Origin of the sequence: Prevotella marseillensis, from assembly GCF_900625065.1 — a bacterium.
Lineage (GTDB): Bacteria > Bacteroidota > Bacteroidia > Bacteroidales > Bacteroidaceae > Prevotella > Prevotella rara.
On record NZ_UYXY01000001.1, the window covers coordinates 1,185,001 to 1,206,679 of the forward strand.

The 21,679-nt window shown below is 39.3% G+C and carries 13 protein-coding genes and 1 pseudogene (1 of these 14 cut by a window edge); 9 read left to right on the top strand and 5 right to left on the bottom strand.

Annotated elements, in window-relative coordinates:
* Positions 1-753 carry the 3' portion of a FimB/Mfa2 family fimbrial subunit gene (locus EJL04_RS05030; RefSeq protein ID WP_125104266.1) on the top strand. The gene continues 669 nt to the left of window position 1, outside the view, so only the last 753 of its 1,422 coding nucleotides appear in the window; the start codon falls outside the window, past its left edge; it ends in the stop codon at positions 751-753.
* 233 nt (positions 754-986) lie between these two features.
* On the opposite strand, the pseudogene EJL04_RS16710 reads toward EJL04_RS05030, so the two are convergent.
* The 5 genes and pseudogenes from EJL04_RS16710 to EJL04_RS05055 form a co-directional block, all read right to left on the bottom strand.
* A pseudogene (locus EJL04_RS16710) lies at positions 987-1,770 on the bottom strand (IS256 family transposase); the annotation flags it as partial.
* A 232-nt stretch (positions 1,771-2,002) separates the two neighbouring features.
* Entirely contained in the window at positions 2,003-2,653 is a 651-nt protein-coding gene (locus EJL04_RS05040; RefSeq protein ID WP_125105299.1) for an HAD family hydrolase, read from the bottom strand.
* A 447-nt stretch (positions 2,654-3,100) separates the two neighbouring features.
* A complete protein-coding gene (locus EJL04_RS05045) occupies positions 3,101-6,550 on the bottom strand; it encodes a DUF5689 domain-containing protein (protein ID WP_125104267.1) in 3,450 nt (1,149 codons plus the stop codon).
* A gap of 375 nt (positions 6,551-6,925) precedes the next feature.
* Positions 6,926-11,278, bottom strand: coding sequence for a choice-of-anchor J domain-containing protein (locus tag EJL04_RS05050; protein ID WP_125104268.1), 4,353 nt, complete (start codon positions 11,276-11,278; stop codon positions 6,926-6,928).
* A gap of 1,096 nt (positions 11,279-12,374) precedes the next feature.
* The gene (locus EJL04_RS05055) at positions 12,375-12,950 is read right to left on the bottom strand and encodes a manganese efflux pump MntP (protein ID WP_125104269.1); all 576 of its coding nucleotides are present in this window, start codon (positions 12,948-12,950) and stop codon (positions 12,375-12,377) included.
* A 378-nt stretch (positions 12,951-13,328) separates the two neighbouring features.
* Here EJL04_RS05055 and EJL04_RS05060 point away from each other — a divergent pair, with 378 nt between their 5' ends.
* The 8 genes from EJL04_RS05060 (at position 13,329) to EJL04_RS05100 (ending at position 21,673) form a co-directional block, all read left to right on the top strand.
* The gene (locus tag EJL04_RS05060) at positions 13,329-14,219 is read left to right on the top strand and encodes an RluA family pseudouridine synthase (RefSeq protein WP_125104270.1); all 891 of its coding nucleotides are present in this window, start codon (positions 13,329-13,331) and stop codon (positions 14,217-14,219) included.
* A gap of 230 nt (positions 14,220-14,449) precedes the next feature.
* The gene (locus EJL04_RS05070) at positions 14,450-14,875 is read left to right on the top strand and encodes a PaaI family thioesterase (RefSeq protein ID WP_125104271.1); all 426 of its coding nucleotides are present in this window, start codon (positions 14,450-14,452) and stop codon (positions 14,873-14,875) included.
* Positions 14,868-15,941 (top strand): isochorismate synthase, encoded by a 1,074-nt coding sequence (locus EJL04_RS05075; protein ID WP_164511723.1) that lies wholly within the window; start codon positions 14,868-14,870, stop codon positions 15,939-15,941. The genes EJL04_RS05070 and EJL04_RS05075 overlap by 8 nt, the downstream gene beginning before the upstream one ends.
* Positions 15,917-17,596 (top strand): 2-succinyl-5-enolpyruvyl-6-hydroxy-3-cyclohexene-1-carboxylic-acid synthase, encoded by a 1,680-nt coding sequence (gene menD, locus EJL04_RS05080; protein ID WP_125104273.1) that lies wholly within the window; start codon positions 15,917-15,919, stop codon positions 17,594-17,596. Before EJL04_RS05075 ends, menD begins: the two co-directional genes overlap by 25 nt.
* Positions 17,597-17,598: 2 nt before the next feature.
* A complete protein-coding gene (gene menB / locus EJL04_RS05085) occupies positions 17,599-18,426 on the top strand; it encodes a 1,4-dihydroxy-2-naphthoyl-CoA synthase (protein ID WP_125104274.1) in 828 nt (275 codons plus the stop codon).
* 189 nt (positions 18,427-18,615) lie between these two features.
* Positions 18,616-19,662, top strand: coding sequence for an o-succinylbenzoate synthase (gene menC / locus EJL04_RS05090; protein WP_125104275.1), 1,047 nt, complete (start codon positions 18,616-18,618; stop codon positions 19,660-19,662).
* The gene (locus EJL04_RS05095; RefSeq protein ID WP_125104276.1) at positions 19,659-20,639 is read left to right on the top strand and encodes an AMP-binding protein; all 981 of its coding nucleotides are present in this window, start codon (positions 19,659-19,661) and stop codon (positions 20,637-20,639) included. The genes menC and EJL04_RS05095 overlap by 4 nt, the downstream gene beginning before the upstream one ends.
* A gap of 83 nt (positions 20,640-20,722) precedes the next feature.
* Complete coding sequence (locus EJL04_RS05100) at positions 20,723-21,673, top strand: DMT family transporter (RefSeq protein ID WP_053399071.1); 951 nt, start codon at positions 20,723-20,725, stop codon at positions 21,671-21,673.
* Positions 21,674-21,679: the final 6 nt, after the last annotated feature.

A 21,679-nucleotide genomic window follows, 5' to 3' on the forward strand; every position in this document is an offset into this window, starting at 1 on the left:
CAGGCAACAATTAAGGTTTCATTAAAGACCGAGAAGAACACTAAGAGCTATTCATATACGAGTACAGATGAGTTGAAGGCTAACTACAAAATTAATATAACAGGAACTTACAATGAAAACGGAATAACACTTAATGGGACTATAACCGGAGCAACGTGGCAAGGGGTTAAAAACATAAACTTCAATTTTGATGAAACAGGGAGCTCCATAGATGAAAATACCGGCTCGGAAACTGAAGAAGGAAAGGATGAAGAAGACACAGGGGAAATGACAACAGGAAATGCTCCTGAAGTTGGTACATTGTATAAGAATTGTTATGTGTTAAAATCAGAAAATGTAGGAAATGGTACAAAAGTAACATTGATGTCTACAACATTTGAACAAGGACTTATATTTACTGATAACGATCAATCTTCAATAAATGAAGCTATAAATGTGAAACTAAAAGATATGGCAGCAGCTTCTGATGGCCTTGAATCATTTAGAATACCAACTTTGGAAGATCTCAAGTATGTAAAAAATAACTTGGAAGCAATTAATGCCAATCTTGAAAAATTAGGTAAGACGTTGTTTTTTACAGGTACAGGTACATTGTATTCATATTATTTTCTTGATAATGATGGAAGTATAAAAGCATATTGGCCATCGCGTGACGAGCCTGATTCACAGATTCCGTGTATTAGTACAGATATTAAGAGTAAAAGAAACTCTATTATACTTCGTGGCTTTACAACAATAACATTCATAGAATAAAGTTCCAATAGCAATATATCTAATTTTGTTTACTAGTATAAATAATTTTGTATAAATAGAAATACGGGATTCAATTTTGAGTCTCGTATTTTTTTGACACTGTCCAAAATTTTGTGTAAATGTAAACTAGATTTAACTGTAAGTTTCTTCTTGCATCTAGATTCCGTTTACAACAAATTGTAGTATAGATTATTTGCTTATTTCCAGGGGGAATTGGAAGAAAACAGTCTGATACAAGAGTTTCTGTTCAGATGTACCACACAGATTTCTTTGGGGGATGACTGAGGAAATATGGTACGGATGGTATCCGTAAATCCATTCAGATTGTTGGTATAGGTAATCAGTATATCCTGTACTCCACGGGCTTTTAAATCGGTCAGGACGCCGATTTGCCGACCCACATGCCAAGAACTTCCTTCTGGCCGTTTGTTTCAGACCGACACAAAGATAAACGGTCTTGTTTATAATCTTGCCGTTATCTCGTACCTTGAAGACGATACAGTCCATCCACACTATCAGACAAACAGGATCAAGTGGACGGTTTTGCCAGTCCTTGGCGGCCTGGTTTACTTTGTTTATAATGATGGAAATGGCTGATGTGGAGAGCTCTATTTCATAAATCTCACGCATCTCTTCCTCTATGTCAGAAACACTCATTCCTTTGGCATATAGGGAGATGACAAGTTTTTCTATGGAAAGTCCACGGCTTTCATGTTTGGGCACAGCTATCGGCTCAAATTGGCCATTACGGTCACGCGGAATGGAGATGACTGCTTTCCCATGTTCAGTCTGGATCCGCTTCGGATAGCTGCCGTTGCGTGAATTGCCACTGTTATTACCGGCCACGGAATTCTTTTCATACCCCAAATGGGCATCCATTTCACCTTCAAGCATCTTTTCCAATACCTGGGCATGCAACTGCTTCAGGAACTTGCTTACATCGGATTCTGTCTTGAACCGGCTAAGGAATTCCTTGCTTAACATCTCATCGGGCAATACTTGATTCTTTTCTCGCATAATCTTATTCTTTGGGTGTAAATATATAAAATAAAAAATACAGAACTCTATTTTGAATCCTGTATTTTACATTTACACAAAATATTTTAAGTGCCTATGGGATTAAATCTTTAGGTCTTTAATAAATTTTATTTCAATTTATGTTATGAATTACAAACCTGTTACAAGGACTGTATTAATAGGCTGTTATATATAATATTGATTATTGGTCATGCAGTATACGCAGCTCAATTTATTTTATACATGAGGTGATTTCACTTGGAGTTTCTACTAACGTTTGCGCTCCATTTCTTATTAGAAAATCTTTATCCCTGAATCCCCATAATACACTTATGCATGGCATGCTGCTATTACGTGCAGTTTGGATATCAACCTCGCTGTCGCCTATATATACAGCATTATCGCGTTCCGCCTCAAGAAGTTTCAAGGCTTCATTAACTGTGTCTGGTGCAGGTTTCTTTCTTATTTTATCGCTTTCGCCTATTGCAACTTTTATATAATCACTGAAAAAGTACCGGCATAGTTCTTCTGTTGCTTTACAGTACTTGTTGCTCACTACGGCAATTTTTTTGCCATGCTGTTTTAGTATTGCCAACATGTCTATTATGCCGTCGTATGGCCTTGTTGTATCGGCGTTGTGTTTCAGATAATATTCAATAAATGTATTATAAATATCTTCATAATGTTTGTTGTCTTTTCCTCCTGGTACAGCACGTTCAATAAGTTTTTTTATGCCATTGCCAACCATCATCCTTACTTCTTCTGTTGTATGTTCTGGCAAACTAAATGCACGCATTGCATAATTGGTACTTGCGGTAAGGTCATCAAGTGTATACAACAAAGTTCCGTCCAAATCAAAAATGTATGTGTCAAACTCTTTCATCTTTATACCTCCATCGTCTTTTATCACTAAATACTTTTTGTTGAAGATTTTATGCAAAAGTACATATAAAAAATATAACGCAATGATATTCGGTCATCCTTTTTTCTACTATTTTACTTATTAATAGATTATAATAAACTATTGTTTTGTTCTGGCTGTTTATTTTTGACTTAAAAGTAGTTATGGTGTTTATAATTTATATGGGTGTAGCTTCTGTTGTAAAATAGTTTCAACACAATATTTATTCATAAATTATTTATTGTGTTGCCATGTCTTATCATTTTAAATGAGATAGGGTAGTGATGACGCTTATCATATTATTTTTTCATAACATACAGTTTCATCATATATGGTAAAAAATTAAACCTGTTCCCTATATTTGTCAATATTTTTAGGGAACAGGTTTTCGTATTTATGTACTTTATTTAAAACAGACTAAATATTAATCTATTTAATTCTAATCTTACTTACATTTATGCTATTTTCTGATATCTGTTTTATTACGTAGATACCAGTTGGCAGATTTTCTTTCACTTTCTCTGCTGTCGTCATTTTATGTTTTGCTATCTTTCTTCCGTTAAGATCGTATACCTCGATGTCGCATTGTTCCACACTTATACCATCTATACAACCTGCTACAGTATTATTTACAGATATTGGCATGTATATATCGGCTGCACCTCGTGAAGATAACTTAACATAAGCTTCATGAACACCTATTTCGTCAGAATTGAACGACACCATAAATGATCCGCCTGTTACAGGTAATTGAGTTGTTGACAACTTAAATCTACTCTTATTCGGTCCTCCCAAAGACAACTTGATTGGTTCTGCAAGGTTGTTACCCGTTACAGTTATTTCATCTGATACAGCATCTTTACCAGCCGTTGCGGTGAATGCAAGCTGTGTGAGCGAAGGCCTGATAACAGCAAGGTCAGTTCGGCCGTAACTTACATCATCAATATAGTATGTTACAGAGTTGGCACGTCCACGAGTGCTCTTAAACCTAAATCCCATAAAGAACACATCCGCAATATTTTGTCCGGTCAAATCTATATGATATTCTTGCCATTCGCCGCTTTGGTCTTGCATGTTAGGCATATTGAAGCCTTCTATTGGCGCTACAAACATATCTCCTTCAGCCAGGTCTATATAGCATAGCTCTAACAAATCTGTCTGGTTGTCAAGAAGATAGTCACCCCTGACTCTGAAAGTAAACATCTTAGACTCAGAGTTCTTGAAGTCTAGAGCAGGTGTAACGAGCATCATTTCACATTCAGTTTCTTCACCTTCTGCTACACTGCCATCGTATGCGGTTACTTTTGCAACCTTTTCACCCGCAGACTCATCTTCATCAGGCAGTTCATATCCCCACCATGCACGTTTACCAACCATTGCAAGGTTTTTCCATCCTTCTATGCTAAGAGGCTTGTTCTTTGTTACATTGTCAAAATGTTCATTTACGAGTTTCATCGGTGATGAAGCGTCGAGCGGCAACTCGTCGCCTTCCTTTTCAGGCTCCGGCTCAGTACTTTCACCTGCCTTACCGTTTATCTTCACTCTCAATGTGTCCAGTCCGAGTCCGTATATCTCAATCTCGTTTTCATATTCTCCTGCTTCTTTCGGAGCAAACGTAACTTTCACATTTGCTGTAGCGTCTTTCATTAGCATTGTCGTGCTTAACAGGAACGAGCCTGATTCTTTCAGTTTCATGTATGCATAGTCTGGCAGATTGGCTGTCGTTATGCTTATTGTCTGCTCCTGTCTTTCGCCGACCTTGGCTTCAAACTTAGGCAATGTTTCTGGACTTACTGTTACTGTCGGCGGATTTTGCTCGTCTATAGCATAGGCTGACAGAGTAATGCTTTGTGACAGCAACGGCATTTCTGGGCAGTCTATAAACAGGCGTCCTTCATGTTTTCCTATTGCTGTGGGATTATATGTTATCACGATGTCGGTTTCGTTTGTTCCTGCGGGTACTGATGTTGCCGAAAGTTCAAACATATCGCGGTTTTTGCCGATAATCTCAAGATTGGTTGCTGCCGGCATGTTTACGGCACTTATATGCACTGTTCCAAATTCTGACGACTTACCAACCAGTCCTGCTGCCATTTCAAATTTTGAAGGGGTAACAGTCAACGAAGGTTCTGACGCTACAGCCGACTTTATGTCTTCAGCCTTGCGCGGCGCAACAATTACAGCACTTGCTGATGTCGACAGTCCTGTTATATGTACAGTTTCTGTCGGTATTGCTTTTCCTATTAGGGTTGTACCTTTAAACAGTCTTAGTTTACCTTTTCCTGTTGCGTCTGTTATTGTGGGTTGAGACATGCTTTCGGTAAATGTGGCACCTTCTGAAATGTCTTTAAATTGTGCATCTGCAACTCTCACTAATCTGTTTGTATAATCAGTCGGTGCAGCCTTAAGGTCTGCCAACGTTACTGTTACAGGCTCAACAGTGTTGTTCTCTGAAACAAGTGTACCGAGTGATGCTGTCAACGGAATAAACGAGTTTACACCGAACGAACTGGTTATCATTCCTATAAATCCTGTAACCATGTCGCCTTCCTTATACGTCTCGGTCATCATGTCGTAGTCGTTCTTCACTTGCAGTCCGCCAGTCTCGTCCTGAAGGTAATAAACGGGACTTGCCTGACTCTTGTCTACAAACGTTACAACAGCCTTGCCTTTATATCGGTAGGTGAGATATGTTTCACCGTCTTCTGCTGCAAACTCTTTTAGGGTGGCAATGTCTTTCACAGCGATGGTGCACCATGTCGCTCCGAGTGTTGCGTCTGTAGCTCCTTCACTGACAAATGTTATTGTTGCCTTGCCGTTCTCGCTTGTCGGTGTCAGCGTAAATTCTACATCCACACCTTCTATTGCCATTGCATCTGCTGCAGATATAGTTGTAACTGACGGCTTTAATTCATAGTTGTCTACAGTTATTGTTATGTCGTCCGTCAGGTTTACGCCTTTCACGTTTACGGTCTTGGTCTTTATGTCACCACTATACAACGTACCAAAATCCAAACCTCTTTCGCTCAAAGTTATTACCGGAGTGTCTTCTCCTGGTCCTGCACTTTCTGTAAAGAGTTCTGCATAACTGTCAGCTACACGCAATGATCCCACAAGTAAAGTAGGTGCTGTTGCGCTATAATTTGTTCCTTGGCGCAGTTCAAGTCCTTGTAATCCCCATGTTGATATACCGCTACCTGCTGATGACGGGTCAAACACAGCATCAGCAACTTTTGGCTCTTCAGTATAGCTTGCTGGATTAACATACAGCGTAACACCGTCATAACGTTCACCGGCTGCACCAATCTCATATTTAACAACAACGAGATAAGTTTCACCGATATTGAAACTTCTGTTTGCATAAACGGCTTTTGTACTTCCGCGTTCAACTCCCAGCTTATAGTGTCCTTCGTCGTCACCGGCATTAACATATAGTCGGCCTAATTCTGTAGGACTTGTTCCGTCTTTAACAACGCTGCTGAATGTGCGTGCCAGCAATGCCATTACATGTACAGGACCACTTGGTGCCTCAGAAACATTAATTAGAGCAGAATAATACATTGTACCATTCTTTATACCTTCTTCACTAGGATCAAATCTAACAAGTAAGTCTTCTCCTGACGAAGCAGCCCCTAGTTTTACTGATTTGCCTTTAACCCCTCCAGGATATCCTTCATAGTCTAGGGTTTGTTCTACTACCTGTATAGGATCGTTAGGATTAGAACCATACTTTCCCCATCCGCCATGGCCATAGAGGTTACCGGTTGGATAATTAAAATCTTCTTGCCACTTAATTTGTGCACCTACATCGGCAGGAATTAAGAACATAGACATAAGTAGCATGAGTGTGCATGCAAGCGTTGTGTTTCTTTTTCTCATGTTTTTAGTTGTTTGTGGTTAGTGAATTTAAGTTTAGGTTCTCAATGTGATTTATTAAATACAAATATAGTATATTTTTGCTATGAATGCAAAATTTTGTATATTAATTGCATGATTTTTCATCTATACCAGAAAATACAAAGTAAATTAAACGATTCTAATATGTTTTATACTTCATCTCATAATTTGCATATCCAATTTTTGTCGTATAAATATGTCATATATAATTTGAATTAGTTTTTCTTCTATTATTAATTATATTTATTTAAATCCAAGAAAATTACAGATTGTTGCTTATTAACAAATGAGCCAGAACTGCCATGTTCTGTTGTACAGTTCTGGCTCTTAATGCTTACTTATTAATAATTTAAATCTTTATCTTATTACAAATGGTTTTGCCTTATATATTCTTCCAGCTGATGTTTTGGCTATAGCTACATAGACACCAGGCATAAGGTTGACTTTATATGATGTAATTTGACCATTCACTATTGTTGACGCAACCATAATACCAGCAGTGTTTACTATTTTAACTTCTGCAGTCTCGGCATTTTCAAGCGGTAAACTTATGGTCAGGTTCTTTCCGTCTGGATAAACTATGAATTTACCGTCATTACCATTCATAGCCATTATTCCGCTTGCAGTATGGTCATAAACAGTGTATAGGCAAACTAGTTCCGATGCGTTATCATTATAAATTGCCGTTCCTAATGGTGTCAGTTTTGCCGTCTCTGGATTCACTTCATATAGCTCGCCTTGACTTTTTGCACCGGTATGCACCCAGAATAATCGCCCTGTATTATGGTCAAATGCCATTGATTGAAGATATGCCACGTCTGTTATTCCTGTATTTCCTATTGTAGTCGGTATACCCGTAGCCTTATCTATAGTACATAGGTCACCATCTGAAGATATGGCATACAATATTCCGTCCTTGCTGCAAGCCATTGCATGCAAGTTTATTCCGGTATTGCCTATAAGTTCTGTCTCACCGTTAGTCAGGCTTATTTTTACAAGTTCACTGGTAGTGTTTGTGGCACGCAATCCAAACATCGTCTTCGACGAGTAGTCAAATGCCATATCCTGTATATAGTCTTCTGTTGTAGCTGATGCTACAGGAGCCCAAGTTATTGTGTCAAGAACAACAAATTGTCTTGGCTCAGAATACCATGTTGCCGTGTATGCATATACACGTCCGTCATAATATTCTCCGGCATTTATTAATGCTTCATCCGGTATTACTTCTTTTATGAACGAAGCCTGTTCCGGTATGTTAGAGTGTATTTTCATCATACCGGCATTCCCGTAAGCGTCCCATCTGTACGCACGCAGGCCTACATCATCAAAGTTTGGCAAAGAGAATGTCTTGGCATCGTTGTTTACTGCCTCGTCTCCTTCAATTTCAGTATATGCCTTGAATATGTATAGAGCCTTTTCTTTCAGTTCATAAGAACCAAGAGTCAGGTCTGTGGTTTCGCCTTTGTTTAAGTTTACCGTGAATGTTTCCCCAATAGGTTCATTGTCGTTTACGGTGAAATATGCAGATACATTTGTCAGCGGTTTTTCGCCATAGTTTTTGACCCTTATCTTTACTTCAACTTTACCTTGTGGATCTATAGTCTTTATAGGCGATATGAATTCAGCTATGCCGGCATCAATGTTGATGGCCCTTACAATAGTGTCAGTATATGCACTGGCAGACTCCTTGTCTGTGTTATAAACTGCTTTCACGCAATACATATATTTCCCTGCTGTAAGTTCGTCCCAGTCGTTATCAGTAAATGTCAGTTCCGTTAGCGGATCCTTGTTAAGTTTTGTCTTTTGTTCTGGTTGCGACATATCTATTCGGTATATGTTATATGAGCATTTCGGCGCTTCTGTTTCTGTTGTTACTGGCAATTCTGTTCCTGGTATGCCGCAGTATGCAGAAATATTCCATGCATAATATCCGTCATATAAATACTGATTATTGCTCCATTTCAGATTATTCTTTCCGTCAATGCTGCTTCCATAGCCGGCGGTGCCTATTGGGTCAGTAGGACCATTCTTGCAGTTTACTCCTATCAGATAGTTTTCTCCTTCCTTAATCTCTACGCCAGGCGAATCAAACTCGACTGTTACCCATGCTCCTTCTGCCGTGATTTCAGAAGCAGGTATTTCTTTTGAAGCTATTTCCACGTTATTGTCACGCGTTCCTTTCCATATTTTAGCTGTATAGGTACCTTGTTCGGCTTTAATAAATACTTTTATTTTCAGAAAACTTTGTCCTATCATCATTGAGTCTTTTATGTCGTCTGCCGTAAATGCGTGAGCTACATTATAGTCTGTCGCACTATAGTCACCTCCGGTGCTCTCGTTATATTCCGAGTTGCCCCATTTTGTCCACATTATGCGTCCTTTTCTCGAAAGTGGGTCTTTCCAGCTTATTGTTGAATAAGAGCCGTCAGAACTGATTTCGCCAGACACTCCATAGACGCTGATAAGGCTGCGTGTAAGTATAATGTCTTCCATATTCAAGTCTTTATCGCTAGGCAATTCCTGTCTGTATACGTCATAAAGAGGTGTTTCTATGCTGAGCGAATAACTCTCGTTGGCATATATTCCGCCCAATTCGAATGTACCGTCGTCTGCACTCGTTGTGCTTACATCAGAATAACCGTAAGCATTAATTCTTACATTCTTCAGCGGTTTGCCTGTGTCTTCTGCTTTTATGCATCCTTTTACAGTTATTGTAGGTTTGGCTTCTATACTGAAATTCTCGGCCTGTTCACCTTCATTCTGAATTGTTATGTCTTTTTCAAAGTCTAGATACCCTGTTGCAGTTATCGTTACATGCTGCAGTCCGCTTGGCACCACATAGAAACTGTATTCTCCATTGTTGTCAGTTACGGTCGACAGTTTAAGTTCCGGTATCGAAATTATTGCTCCGCCTATGGGCTTGTCGGTATCTTTATCAGTTACAGTTCCATGGAGTCCGGCCGCGTCTTTCGTGTTCATCACAAATCTGGTCATAAGCATAGCGTCATAAAGTCCGCCCGTGCTCTCTGTAAGCATGGAATTGTCTATCTGTTCATACGACATATAGCTGCGTGTGCGTTTAGGCTTATCCGGTGTTTGTTCGATAAAGAATCTGTCAAAATACCCTCCATTGCCTTGACTATAGTCCATCGTCATTACAACTACAAGATTCTTTCCCGTATATTCATATGGTTCAGCCAACTCTACAGGAACATCATTTATACCGTTGACAAATGCTATATTCCCGTTATATACTTCTTTCATATTTTCTGTGCTTATCCAGCCTTCCGATAAATCCTGCTTGTCTGTTTCACCTAACCATATCCGTATAGGCTTTTCCAACTTGCTCGAGCTAAAGCTGTTCTTATATACAATATGGCGTATGGTACCCTTGGCATACATTAAGTCCTCAGGATAGAATACTGCCTGATAAACACCGTAGCGCTGACTGAAATCAAATGGCAGATACGGATTTCCATATTCTGTATTTGCATTCATGCCGGCAGATATGTCTTTCATGTCATCTCCGTAACTTATTACAGCATTAGAAGTTATAGGCATACTGGTACCTGTATTGTTGGATGCCGTAACTATATATGAGTGCAGAGCTCCAGCCGACACTTTGTCGGTGTATTGTCTTTCTTTTATTCCTTCGGCTATCACTTCAGTTCCATTATCCGTTTTTCGCTCAACAGTGTATGTCAGATTTTCCGTGTTTATATATCCTTTATTCATGCCTTTTGTAGGAGCATTCCATGTTATTCTGGTTTGTCCTTCCGACACATAGGCATTTAAGTTCTCTACTTCTGCAGGAACGTCTTCCCCTATGTATGCTCTTTTTGATATAGCCTTTGACTGGCCTTCGCCAGTCTTGGCGATTACAGAGTATGTATGCATGCCATTATCCATACTTGTGTCTGTATATGATGAAGTTCCGCCTGGAGTAACGTTTTCTGTTATTGCGGTCAGCAGTTTATTGTCGCGGTATATGCCTATAGCCAGTTCCCCCATAATATCTGTTCCTGTGCCGTCTGTTTGTGGATTTTTCCATGTAAGTGTTGCCGACAAAGCTCCGTTCTCTCCAGGAGTAACGGTAAGATTGCTTATTGCTTTTGGTCCTTTCTGGTTTGTCACTTCCACGTCGTCAATTCCAAGTGCATAACTTCCTGAACCTTTGTGTACAAACGCTATATATATTTTTTTTCCATTATATTCGCTTAATGAACGTGTTAAAGTCTTCAATGTAGGATAGTCGTCATATCCGTTGTCTACGGTTTCTTCATATAGTATGGTAGTGAAGTCTTTAACATCAGTTCCTGATTCAGAAATCCTCACCTCAATTTTTTCTTTGCTGTCAAGGTCTTGAGCGCAATATTTAAATGAAATCTGGAATGTTTCGTTTGTAACCTCAATTTGAGGTGTTATCAGATAATTGTCCTGTACGCCATATTCTTCTGTAGGACTATTCGGGTCTACAGTATATGATATAGCGGTTTTCTCTCCACTGACAGTAGCATCACTTCGTGTTGCTGTCTGCCAGCAGTGTCCGTCTCCGTCGTTATCAACAATTTTCCATTCTTTAGGCGGAAAACCTTCACCCTCGAAACCTTCGTTAATCAAATACGATTGTCCGTTGGCGGTAATGCTTGTCCCAAAAAGCACAATTAAAGTGACAAAGGACACGACCTGAAGATGATAATCCTTTCTCATAGTAAATAGCGCAGGGTTCACGGGTTAAATAATACTGCCGGATTTTACATTGGAACCCTTTTAGATGCAAAATCCGGATTCTTAATAAATATATATATGAAAGTTTTCAAATATAGGTATTAATATTCTAGCCTTGCATCTCGTTTGGTTAAAAATAATTAACACATATGTAATATCCGTCAAATCGTAGAGTTTTCAGGTAAAGTAGTATATAAATATGCTTTGACTTGCATGTGCTTTTCTTTAAAAAATAGCAATTATAAAAATATTTATTCAAAATTAACTGTAAACGTGTTACACGTATTTATTATGTAATAAAACATGAGTATTAAAATTTTATAAAAACTTAATTGTATTCAATTATTAGTATAATCTTAGATACTGTAGGTAATACATTCATAAAATATTACAAAAAATAAATTTCTATAGTGGTTATTAAAATTCTTCAAAACTTTAATGATTTTGGGTTAAAAACTCATTGAGTTTCGATACGAAATTCATTGAGTTTTGTATCGTATTTCAATGGTTTCTAAATCATATTAAATTTATATTTACTATTGTTCTATTTTTCATTAAAAAATAACTATTATAGACTGATTTGCATAGCAAAAATACATAAAAAAGACATTTCTATTGACGATAAAAACATCTGTAACTATAATTTAAATCTTTTGTTATATGTCGCTGATTAACATATGTTTATCCGTAAATATTAAAGTTTAAATTGCATTGTGGCATATATGCCATAATGCTCAATTCAAATTGATTATTAGGCTTAATACGGTTTAAACCAACAGGCAATTTGGTGTTTTCAAGTTGTATGTTTGTCTAATATTATCACATTTCATTATATGGCTCATTATGTTTAAAAGTGAATGACAATATACTTACGTTGAATCCAAAGACTGATTTGGATTAATAATATAGTTTTATCAATCTATCAGGTATAACATAAACTTTTCTAAAAGGAGATTCCTTTTTAAGAAAAAGACGGTAATTATGCTTTACATTTTATCTTTATATTTTTCAAAAAAATGGTTGTTTTTGCGAAATAGAAAAAGAATAAAGATGGAATATGTAAACTAGTAGATTTAAGTTAAAAGCTGATGTGTTCGTATAATATTCTGAAACCTATCAGAAGAAGAATCACTCCTCCAATAAATTCTGGCTTAAGGCGCTTTACTATCGACTTGCCACACATTACGCCTAGAATGTTGCCTAATATAGACATAACGAACGAGCATGCGCCAATGACGATAAGCGGCAAGGTTAGCTGTTCTATATTTTTATATCCAAGACATGCGAAAGATATGCCTACAGCCAGGGCGTCAATACTGGTTGCAACAGCAAAGAGTAGTTGGCTTGTCAGTTTTGAAGGGTCAAAATGAGCCTCTTCTTCGCTTCCGAACGAGTCTTTTATCATTTTCCCACCAAGAAAAGCCAAAAGGCCAAATGCAATCCAATGGTCGACAGACTCAAGGTAATGGCTGAAATAGCTTGTTCCTAACCAACCAATAAAAGGCATCATTGCCTGAAACAGACCGAACAGAACTGCCATGCGCAAAATAACCGAAAGAATGTATTTACGGATAATGACTCCACTGACAATGGAAACTGTAAAGCAATCCATTGCTAAAGCCAAGGCAAGAAATGTGATATCAATAAGACTCATCGTGTCAATTGGTAAGATGTATGATATTTATGTGCCGTAGGATATTGTTTCCTTGATACGGCAAATTGCTAGTGCAAAGGTAATAAAAAATATTTTAACACAAATGGTCATTGAACTTTTAGTGATTGGTGACAAATAATTATTTGGAATCAATAATTTATTGCACTATCATAAATATAAACAAATCATATATATGCTGACAGAACCTTTGTTTTATCGGTTTATTTGGTGTAACATGCGGTAAAAGCATAAATATAGATGATTTTATTTTGACTTGCATCTGATTTGCATTATCTTTGCATAAGCTAAGCTGAGTCTCGGCATAAACGCTAAAAACGGGAATTGGCTATTTTGCTCCTGATTTATAACAACAATTATATGCGCACAAATTATAACGACAATAATTATCTGCATTTAACGGTAAAAGAAGACAAACCGCTGCTGGAATTTCTGCTTGACAGCATGGAGAATACAAGCCGCACGAAGATAAAATCTACGTTGCAGGGCAGGGGGGTGAAGGTTAACGGTAAGGTGATAACACAGTTTGACTATCCCTTAAGTTGCGGTATGAAAGTAGCTGTAAGCAGGAGTAAGCAAAACGCTGAAATGTTTAAAAACCGCTACATCAAGATTGTCTATGAAGACCGTTATATAGTTGTTGTAGAAAAGAATGTTGGCATATTGTCGATGGCTGCAGGCCATAGTTCGCTGAACGTCAAGACAGTGCTTGACTCGTATTTTAAGACGAGCAGACAGAAATGCACTGCACATGTCGTACACAGACTTGACCGTTACACCAGCGGACTAATGATTTATGCCAAAGACATGCAGACAGAGCAGATACTGGAACATGAATGGCATGACATAGTTTATGACCGCAGATATGTTGCTGTGGTAAGTGGTGAAATGGAGGACGACTATGGAACTATGACCAGTTGGCTGAAAGACAACAATGCTTATATTACATACTCTTCTCCTTATGACAACGGAGGCAAATACGCAGTAACGCATTTTCATACGCTTGACCGGACCACTGATCACAGCCTTGTTGAATTCAGGCTTGAGACAGGCAGAAAGAACCAGATACGTGTGCATTCTGCAGACATGGGACATCCTGTGTGCGGTGACATAAAATATGGTAATGGTGATGATCCAATAGGCCGTCTGTGCCTTCATGCTTATGTCCTGTGTTTTTACCATCCTATAACAAGACGCCGTATGGAGTTTGAAACGCCTATACCGGTAAATTTCAGAAAACTTTTTAAATAGTCTTACTTAAAATTGCAGTATTCCACGAAGAACGGATACACAATTCTAATGTAGTTTGAAAATGGAAAATTTTGGATATTATATTTTTTGTATTATTGCGCTCATTGTAGGCATTTTTATATTCAAGAAAGTTGCGGGTTGTCTTATGAAGACAATCTTCTTTATCATAATACTAGCCGTTCTTGCGGCATGTTATTATATGTTCTTTAAATAGCACGACAGGAGCGCCTATGGATGTTGAAGCAGTGAAACGACTGATAGAGCGGCGTCCGAATCTGTCGACCGCCTTAGGTATGGATTTTGTCTCTACGCCAGAGAACGATATATGCAAGGCAACGATGACGGTTGACGAACGTAATCGCCAACCCTTCGGCTTCCTTAGTGGCGGTGCCTCATTAGCATTGGCTGAAAATGTTGCTGGAGTTGGGTCGTTGGCTTTGTGCCCCGACAAAATATGTGTGGGCATAAGTGTCAGCGGCAATCACGTCAAGGCGGTGGCAGAAGGTGATACTGTTACGGCTACGGCACGACTTGTCAGCAAAGGACATAAATTACATGTATGGGATGTTGATATAACCGATTCGTCTGGCGGACTCATCTCTACCGTACATGTTACTAACTATATCATTACTCCAAAAAATCAGACTGATGAATAATAGCTTTGTCATGTACAGGTTGCCGCATGAGACAACCTACACCATTATGCGACAGTGTGACGGCGAAGCTGAAATATTGCCGTCATATGCAGATTTAAACGGAAGGACGGGTTTTGTCTTTTCGCCGTTTATGATGTCTGAAAAGCATCCGTTGCTGCTGATAAGACCCGACGAGACTGAAACTTGCAAGATTGATGATTGTAGTAAGCATAAGTCGCTGGCTTTTAGCAATCGTGACATTGACAAAGAGCATAGGCAGTATGAAACTGATTTCAACAAATTTCATTCCCAATTATGCAAAGGAACATTTCGGAAGATTGTATTGGCGAGAAATAGTGTAGAAAATGCTTGTGAAGATATTACCCCGGAATTGATATTCAAACGAGCTTGCCGTATATATCCAAATGAATTTATAGCGCTTGTATCTACACCTTACAGCGGAACATGGCTCATGGCAACGCCAGAGACATTGGTTGAAGGACATGAAGAAGAATGGCATACAGTGGCCTTAGCCGGAACAAAACGTATTGGTATTGTAGGCGAGTCGGAAGTACAGAAAATGCAAAACCGGAATATATACGATGTGTGGGACGAAAAAAACATACACGAACAGCAATATGTTGCCGACTATATACGAGAGCGCCTGCGGTGTTTTACCCCAAAGGTTGATGAAGCAAAACCACAGACACTTGTGGCCGGTCAGCTGATACATATTGTCACACATTTCAGATTTAACTTGAATGCCAATGCAGGTATAGGAAATCTTATAAAGACACTTCATCCAACGCCTGCAGTATGCGGACTGCCCAAAGAAGAAGCCTACAAGTTTATATTAGATAATGAAAGCGGTGACAGAGGATATTATAGCGGCTTCTCTGGACCGCTGAACTACGAAGGCTCCACACATCTCTTTGTGACATTACGATGCATGCAGATAGAAGGCAGATGCTGCAAACTATATGCCGGTGGTGGATTGTTAAGTGAAAGTGAAGTAGAAACAGAATGGCTTGAAACAGAAGCCAAAATGGATACAATGAGACGATGTTTAGCGATAAGAAGAATATAAATATACTAACCTCATTGCTTGTTGCACACGGGGTGAAACGAGTGGTAGTGTGTCCTGGGTCAAGAAATGCGCCCATAGTGCACAATTTTAACGAATGTGCCGACATAATATGTTACCCTGTAACAGACGAGCGCAGTGCAGGCTTTTATGCTTTAGGTATGGCTTTGGCTGATAATAGTCCTGTGGCCGTGTGTGTTACTTCAGGCACTGCATTGCTTAATGTCGTTCCGGCAGTGGCAGAAGCATCCTATCGGCATAGGGGAATAATTGTTATATCAGCAGACCGTCCGTTGGAGTGGATTGATCAGCTTGACGGACAGACGCTGCCTCAGAGCGGTGCGTTCGGTAAATATGTGAGCAAATGCGTATCGCTGTCAGAGCCAAATAATGAACAAGAGCACTGGTATTGCAACAGAGTAGTGAATGAGGCTCTTATTGCTGTGAAAACACACGAAAGAAAGTCTGTGCATATTAACGTACATATCAACGAGCCATTGTTTAACTTCACTCAACAGGAGCTGCCGCTTGAGCGTAAAATAAGCTATATGCCATCTGTAATGAATTTAGACGCTTTAAGAACGATTGCAGAACGGATTCAGGCAGCACATAAGCCTATGATTATAGTAGGACAGACAAGATCCAGAAACAGTGAAGTTACAGATGCCATAAAGACTATAGGACGTAAAGTTGTAACGATATCAGAGACACTGGCATCTGACGTTATTACACATTTTGACTTGATGCTGTCACGTATAGGAAAAGACGAGCGCTATATGCCTGACTTTATTCTTTTTCTAGGCGACAATATGGTGAGCAAACGTCTGAAAAAGTTTCTACGTCTGTCGCATCCAGCTGAAAGCTGGGCTATAAGTGAAGACCGTGAGATACACGACACTTTTATGCATCTTACGGGGATTATTGAGGCCGACTATAAAGAGGCACTGACGGCATTGGCCAAAATGATAAACGAAACAGAGGGTATGCAAGACGGCGTGTCTGACCTTGACAACGCTGAGTTTAGACATATATGGCATGAACAGATCAAGATCATAGACGAAAAAATTGCCGCTTATGATCCGCAATACTCCCAGATGTCTGCTGTAAAAATATTTGAAGAGTCACTGGCAGACATGGACTATGAATATCACGTGCATTATGCCAATAGTTCGGCCGTCCGCTTGGCTGACATATATTCAGATCATTATGTATGGTGTAACCGCGGTGTAAACGGTATAGAAGGTAGCTTGTCAACAGCAGCAGGATTTTCTGTTGCATGCCGCGATATGGTGTTCTGTGTGATAGGTGATCTCAGTTTCTTTTATGACCAAAATGCCTTATGGAACACAAATCTTAGAGGCAACTTCCGTATGTTGCTGCTGAACAATGGCGGTGGTGGAATATTCTACAACTTGAAAGGACTGAAAGAGAGTAATGCGTGCGAAAAACTTGTTGCGGCATGCCATATGACAACTGCTCAAGGTATATGCACACAAAATGATATAGGATATATGTCTGCACGTAATGCAGAAGAGTTGCGCATTGGCATTGCCATGCTGCTCGCCTCGGATGCAAAACGCCCGATGTTGCTTGAGGTGTTTACGGACATATCTGATGATAGTAATGCATTAAGTGAATTAGTAAAAAATATAAAATAAATATGGCACATAGAAATTGGGAACCAATAAAGGGATTCGACTTTAAGGAAATATTGTTTGAACAATACAATGGTATTGCAAAGATTACCATTAACCGTCCGCGTTATCGAAATGCGTTTACTCCTAGGACAACATTTGAAATGAGTCAGGCTTTTGCCTACTGTCGCGAAGCTCAGGATATATGCGTTGTTATATTAACAGGTGCAGGCGACAAGGCTTTCTGCTCTGGAGGAGACATGCATGTTAAGGGGCGAGGTGGATATGTAGGAGAAGATGGTGTGCCGCGCCTAAATGTACTTGACGTTCAAAAACAAATTCGTTCTCTGCCTAAGCCTGTTATTGCCATGGTTAACGGTTATGCCATTGGGGGCGGTCATGTGCTCCATGTGGTGTGTGACTTGACTATTGCTAGTGAGAACGCAATATTCGGACAGACTGGGCCTAAGGTTGGTTCGTTCGATGCCGGATTTGGAGCTTCATATCTTGCACGCATAGTAGGACAGAAGAAGGCAAGAGAGATATGGTTCCTGTGCCGCCAATATACAGCAGAAGAAGCTGAGCGTATGGGACTTGTTAATTGTGTAGTTCCTTTTGACAAGTTGGAGGATACATGTGTAGAATGGGCTGAGACTATGATGGAACGCAGCCCGTTGGCCTTGCGCATGATTAAAGCCGGACTAAACGCAGAACTTGACGGACAGGCTGGAATACAGGAATTGGCAGGAGACGCTACAATGCTCTACTATTTTTTGGATGAGGCACAGGAAGGCGGAAAAGCTTTTCTTGAAAAGCGTAAGCCTGACTTCAAGAAATATCCTAAACTGCCATAAACAGATAGTCGTAATATAAATACTTATGTTTAATTCCGGTTGCAGTATGCATCTATATGTGCATACTGCAACCGGAATTAAACAACCATAAGTAATTATACCAAATCTGTTTTATAAATAAAAAACATATGGCTGACAGGACAAAAGATAATGATGACTATAAGTTAATACCGAAAATTAAAGTTACGTATGAGATACGAGATAAAGATTATACCACGTACATTTCACTTTAAGCAACCAGCCGGCACTTCACGTGGAGTGTATATGACAAGGCTATCGTGGCTGCTGGAACTTACATCACCGGATATGCCGGGACATAAAGGTATTGGCGAGTGTGCACCACTGCCAGACTTAAGCTGTGACTATGGTCCTGATTATGAAGAGACATTGCGCAAGATGTGTGACAAGTTCATGAACGAGGGGCAAATAGATTATAAAGAAATGCGTGATTATCCGTCAATGCTGTTTGGTCTTGAAACTGCGCTGAAACATTTTGAATGTGGCAGTATCAACTTCTATGATACTCCGTTTAGCCGTGGTGAAGCCGGAATACCAATAAACGGTCTTGTGTGGATGGGAACTTTCGAAGAAATGATGCAGCGTATAGACGAAAAAATAAAGCAAGGTTTCAGATGTATCAAGCTGAAAATAGGAGCTATAAACTTTGACAAGGAGCTTGATATGGTTAAACATATACGTGAACGATTCTCGCATAATGAACTGGAAATCAGGCTTGATGCAAATGGTGGTTTTAAATTTGATGATGCTCTGTACAAACTGGAACTACTTTCACAATATTCGATACACTCGATAGAACAGCCCATACGGCAACATCAATGGGGCAACATGGCTCAGCTATGCCGTGAGTCACCAATGCCTATTGCACTAGATGAGGAACTTATTGGCGTAAATGATCCGGACATGAAAGAATATATGCTCAATGTGATAAAACCGGCATACATTATTCTGAAACCTTCATTACATGGAGGTATAAACGGTGTGAAGGAATGGATAGATATTGCTACGGACAAAGGCATAAAGACATGGATTACTAGTGCTCTTGAAAGCAATATAGGGCTGAACTCTATTGCACAACTTACAGCTCAAGAGTATGGACCAGATATATCCATTCCGCAAGGACTGGGTACGGGTATGCTCTTTACAGACAACATAGACATGCCTTTGGAAATAAGAGACAATAAACTTTGGCGTAAATTGGCAGAAGACAGAGAATGACACTTGATGATTTTTATACCGAATGGAACAATGATTCTGATATGATGCTTGTGCACACAAGCGGATCAACAGGCAAACCGAAACCTATGATGGTTGAGAAATGCAAGATGGAAGCTAGCGCAACCATAACTTGTGACTTTCTGAACCTAAAGGAGGGTGACACAGCATTATTGTGCATGCCTCTCGATTATATTGCCGGTAAGATGGTGGTAGTACGCTCTATCGTGCGTAAGCTCAAACTTATTAACGTGAAACCGTCAGGACATCCATTGTCTGGAATGACCGAAGCTCCTGTATTTGCTGCAATGATACCTATGCAGGTGTTTAACAGTCTGCAGGTGCCAGAAGAAAAAGAAATACTTATGCGGATAAACCACCTGATAATAGGCGGAGGAGCGATAGACGATAAAATGGAGAGAGAGCTCAGGGATTTTCCAAATGCGGTATGGAGCACATATGGCATGACTGAAACTTTGTCACATATAGCCTTAAGACGCCTTAACGGCAGTGAGGCTAGCTGTTGGTATACGCCTTTTGAAAGTGTTGATGTGAGTGTAAATGAGGATGGATGCCTTGTAATTGACGCCCCAAAAGTATCAGATTCGAGTATTATAACGAATGACATAGCTGAAATTGGGAAAGATGGCAGGCATTTTCGCATATTGGGACGTAAAGATAACGTCATAGACAGCGGGGGCATAAAAATACAGATAGAAGAAGTGGAAGCTTTGTTAAAGAAATATTTGACCGTACCATATGTTATAACAAAAAAGAGTGACCATAAATTTGGTGAGGTTGTCGCAATACTTGTTGAAAGCGATGATATTGAGAAAATAAAGAAACTATGCGAAGACAATATGCCAAAATATTGGCAGCCAAAGATATATATAAGTGTGGAAGAAATACCTCGCACACAGACAGGGAAACCGGCTCGCAGATTGGCTGCAGAAATCGCAGAGAACAATACAACCGGATAATTAGAACCGTTAATATGAATTTGCCTGACTATTTTGTTTATTAATTATTTGCATGTAATTCAGTAAAGGAACGAACACGTTTTATGAACTCAAAGTTAAAAGGAACATTATGCAGCATTGGTGCTGCCGTTAGCTATGGATTAAATCCGTTAGGCGCATTGCCTCTCTATTCGCAGGGCATAAATACAAATACGGTATTGTTCTTCAGATATGGACTTGCCGTGGTGTTATTGGCTCTTTTTATGCTTTTCAAGCGCCAGTCATTTGCGATAACAAAGAAAGAAACATCAATATTAGTGGCATTAGGCATATTGTTTGCGATGTCATCATTGACACTATTCTTGAGCTTCCATTACATGGGAGCAGGAATAGCATGTACGTTGCTATTTGTCTATCCAGTGATGGTGGCTGTAATGATGACCGTATTCTTCAAAGAAAAACTAACCATAATAACTATATTATCGATAATTCTTGCTCTTAGCGGCATTGCTCTGTTATATAAGGGAAATGACGGGGATGTGTTGAATATCACGGGTGTGATACTTGTTATGATTTCGTCTTTAACTTATGCTATATATATAATTGTTGTAAACAAATCTCCATTACGAATATCTTCTGTCAAACTCACATTTTATGTGTTATTATTTGGTGTAATATCTCTCATCATTTATTCGTTGGCAGGTGACCAAAACAATTATATTCAAATGCTTACGACTCCAGAGATGTGGTTCTATGCGTTGATTTTGGCATTATTCCCAACGGTAATTTCGTTATTGTTGATGGTTGTTGCTGTTCACGAAATAGGCTCAACACCTACAGCTATAATGGGGGCATTAGAGCCATTGACTGCCGTTGTGATTGGAGTGGTGATGTTTGGCGAACAGCTGACATTAAGAATGGCTACCGGAGTGCTGATGATATTGGTAGCTGTACTTTTTATTATAGCAGGGAAATCATTGACTGTAAACAAAATAACTACAGTCATCGGACGTCTTGGCCATGTTGTCGTAAAACATTGGAGATGGAGATTGTAAAAAAAT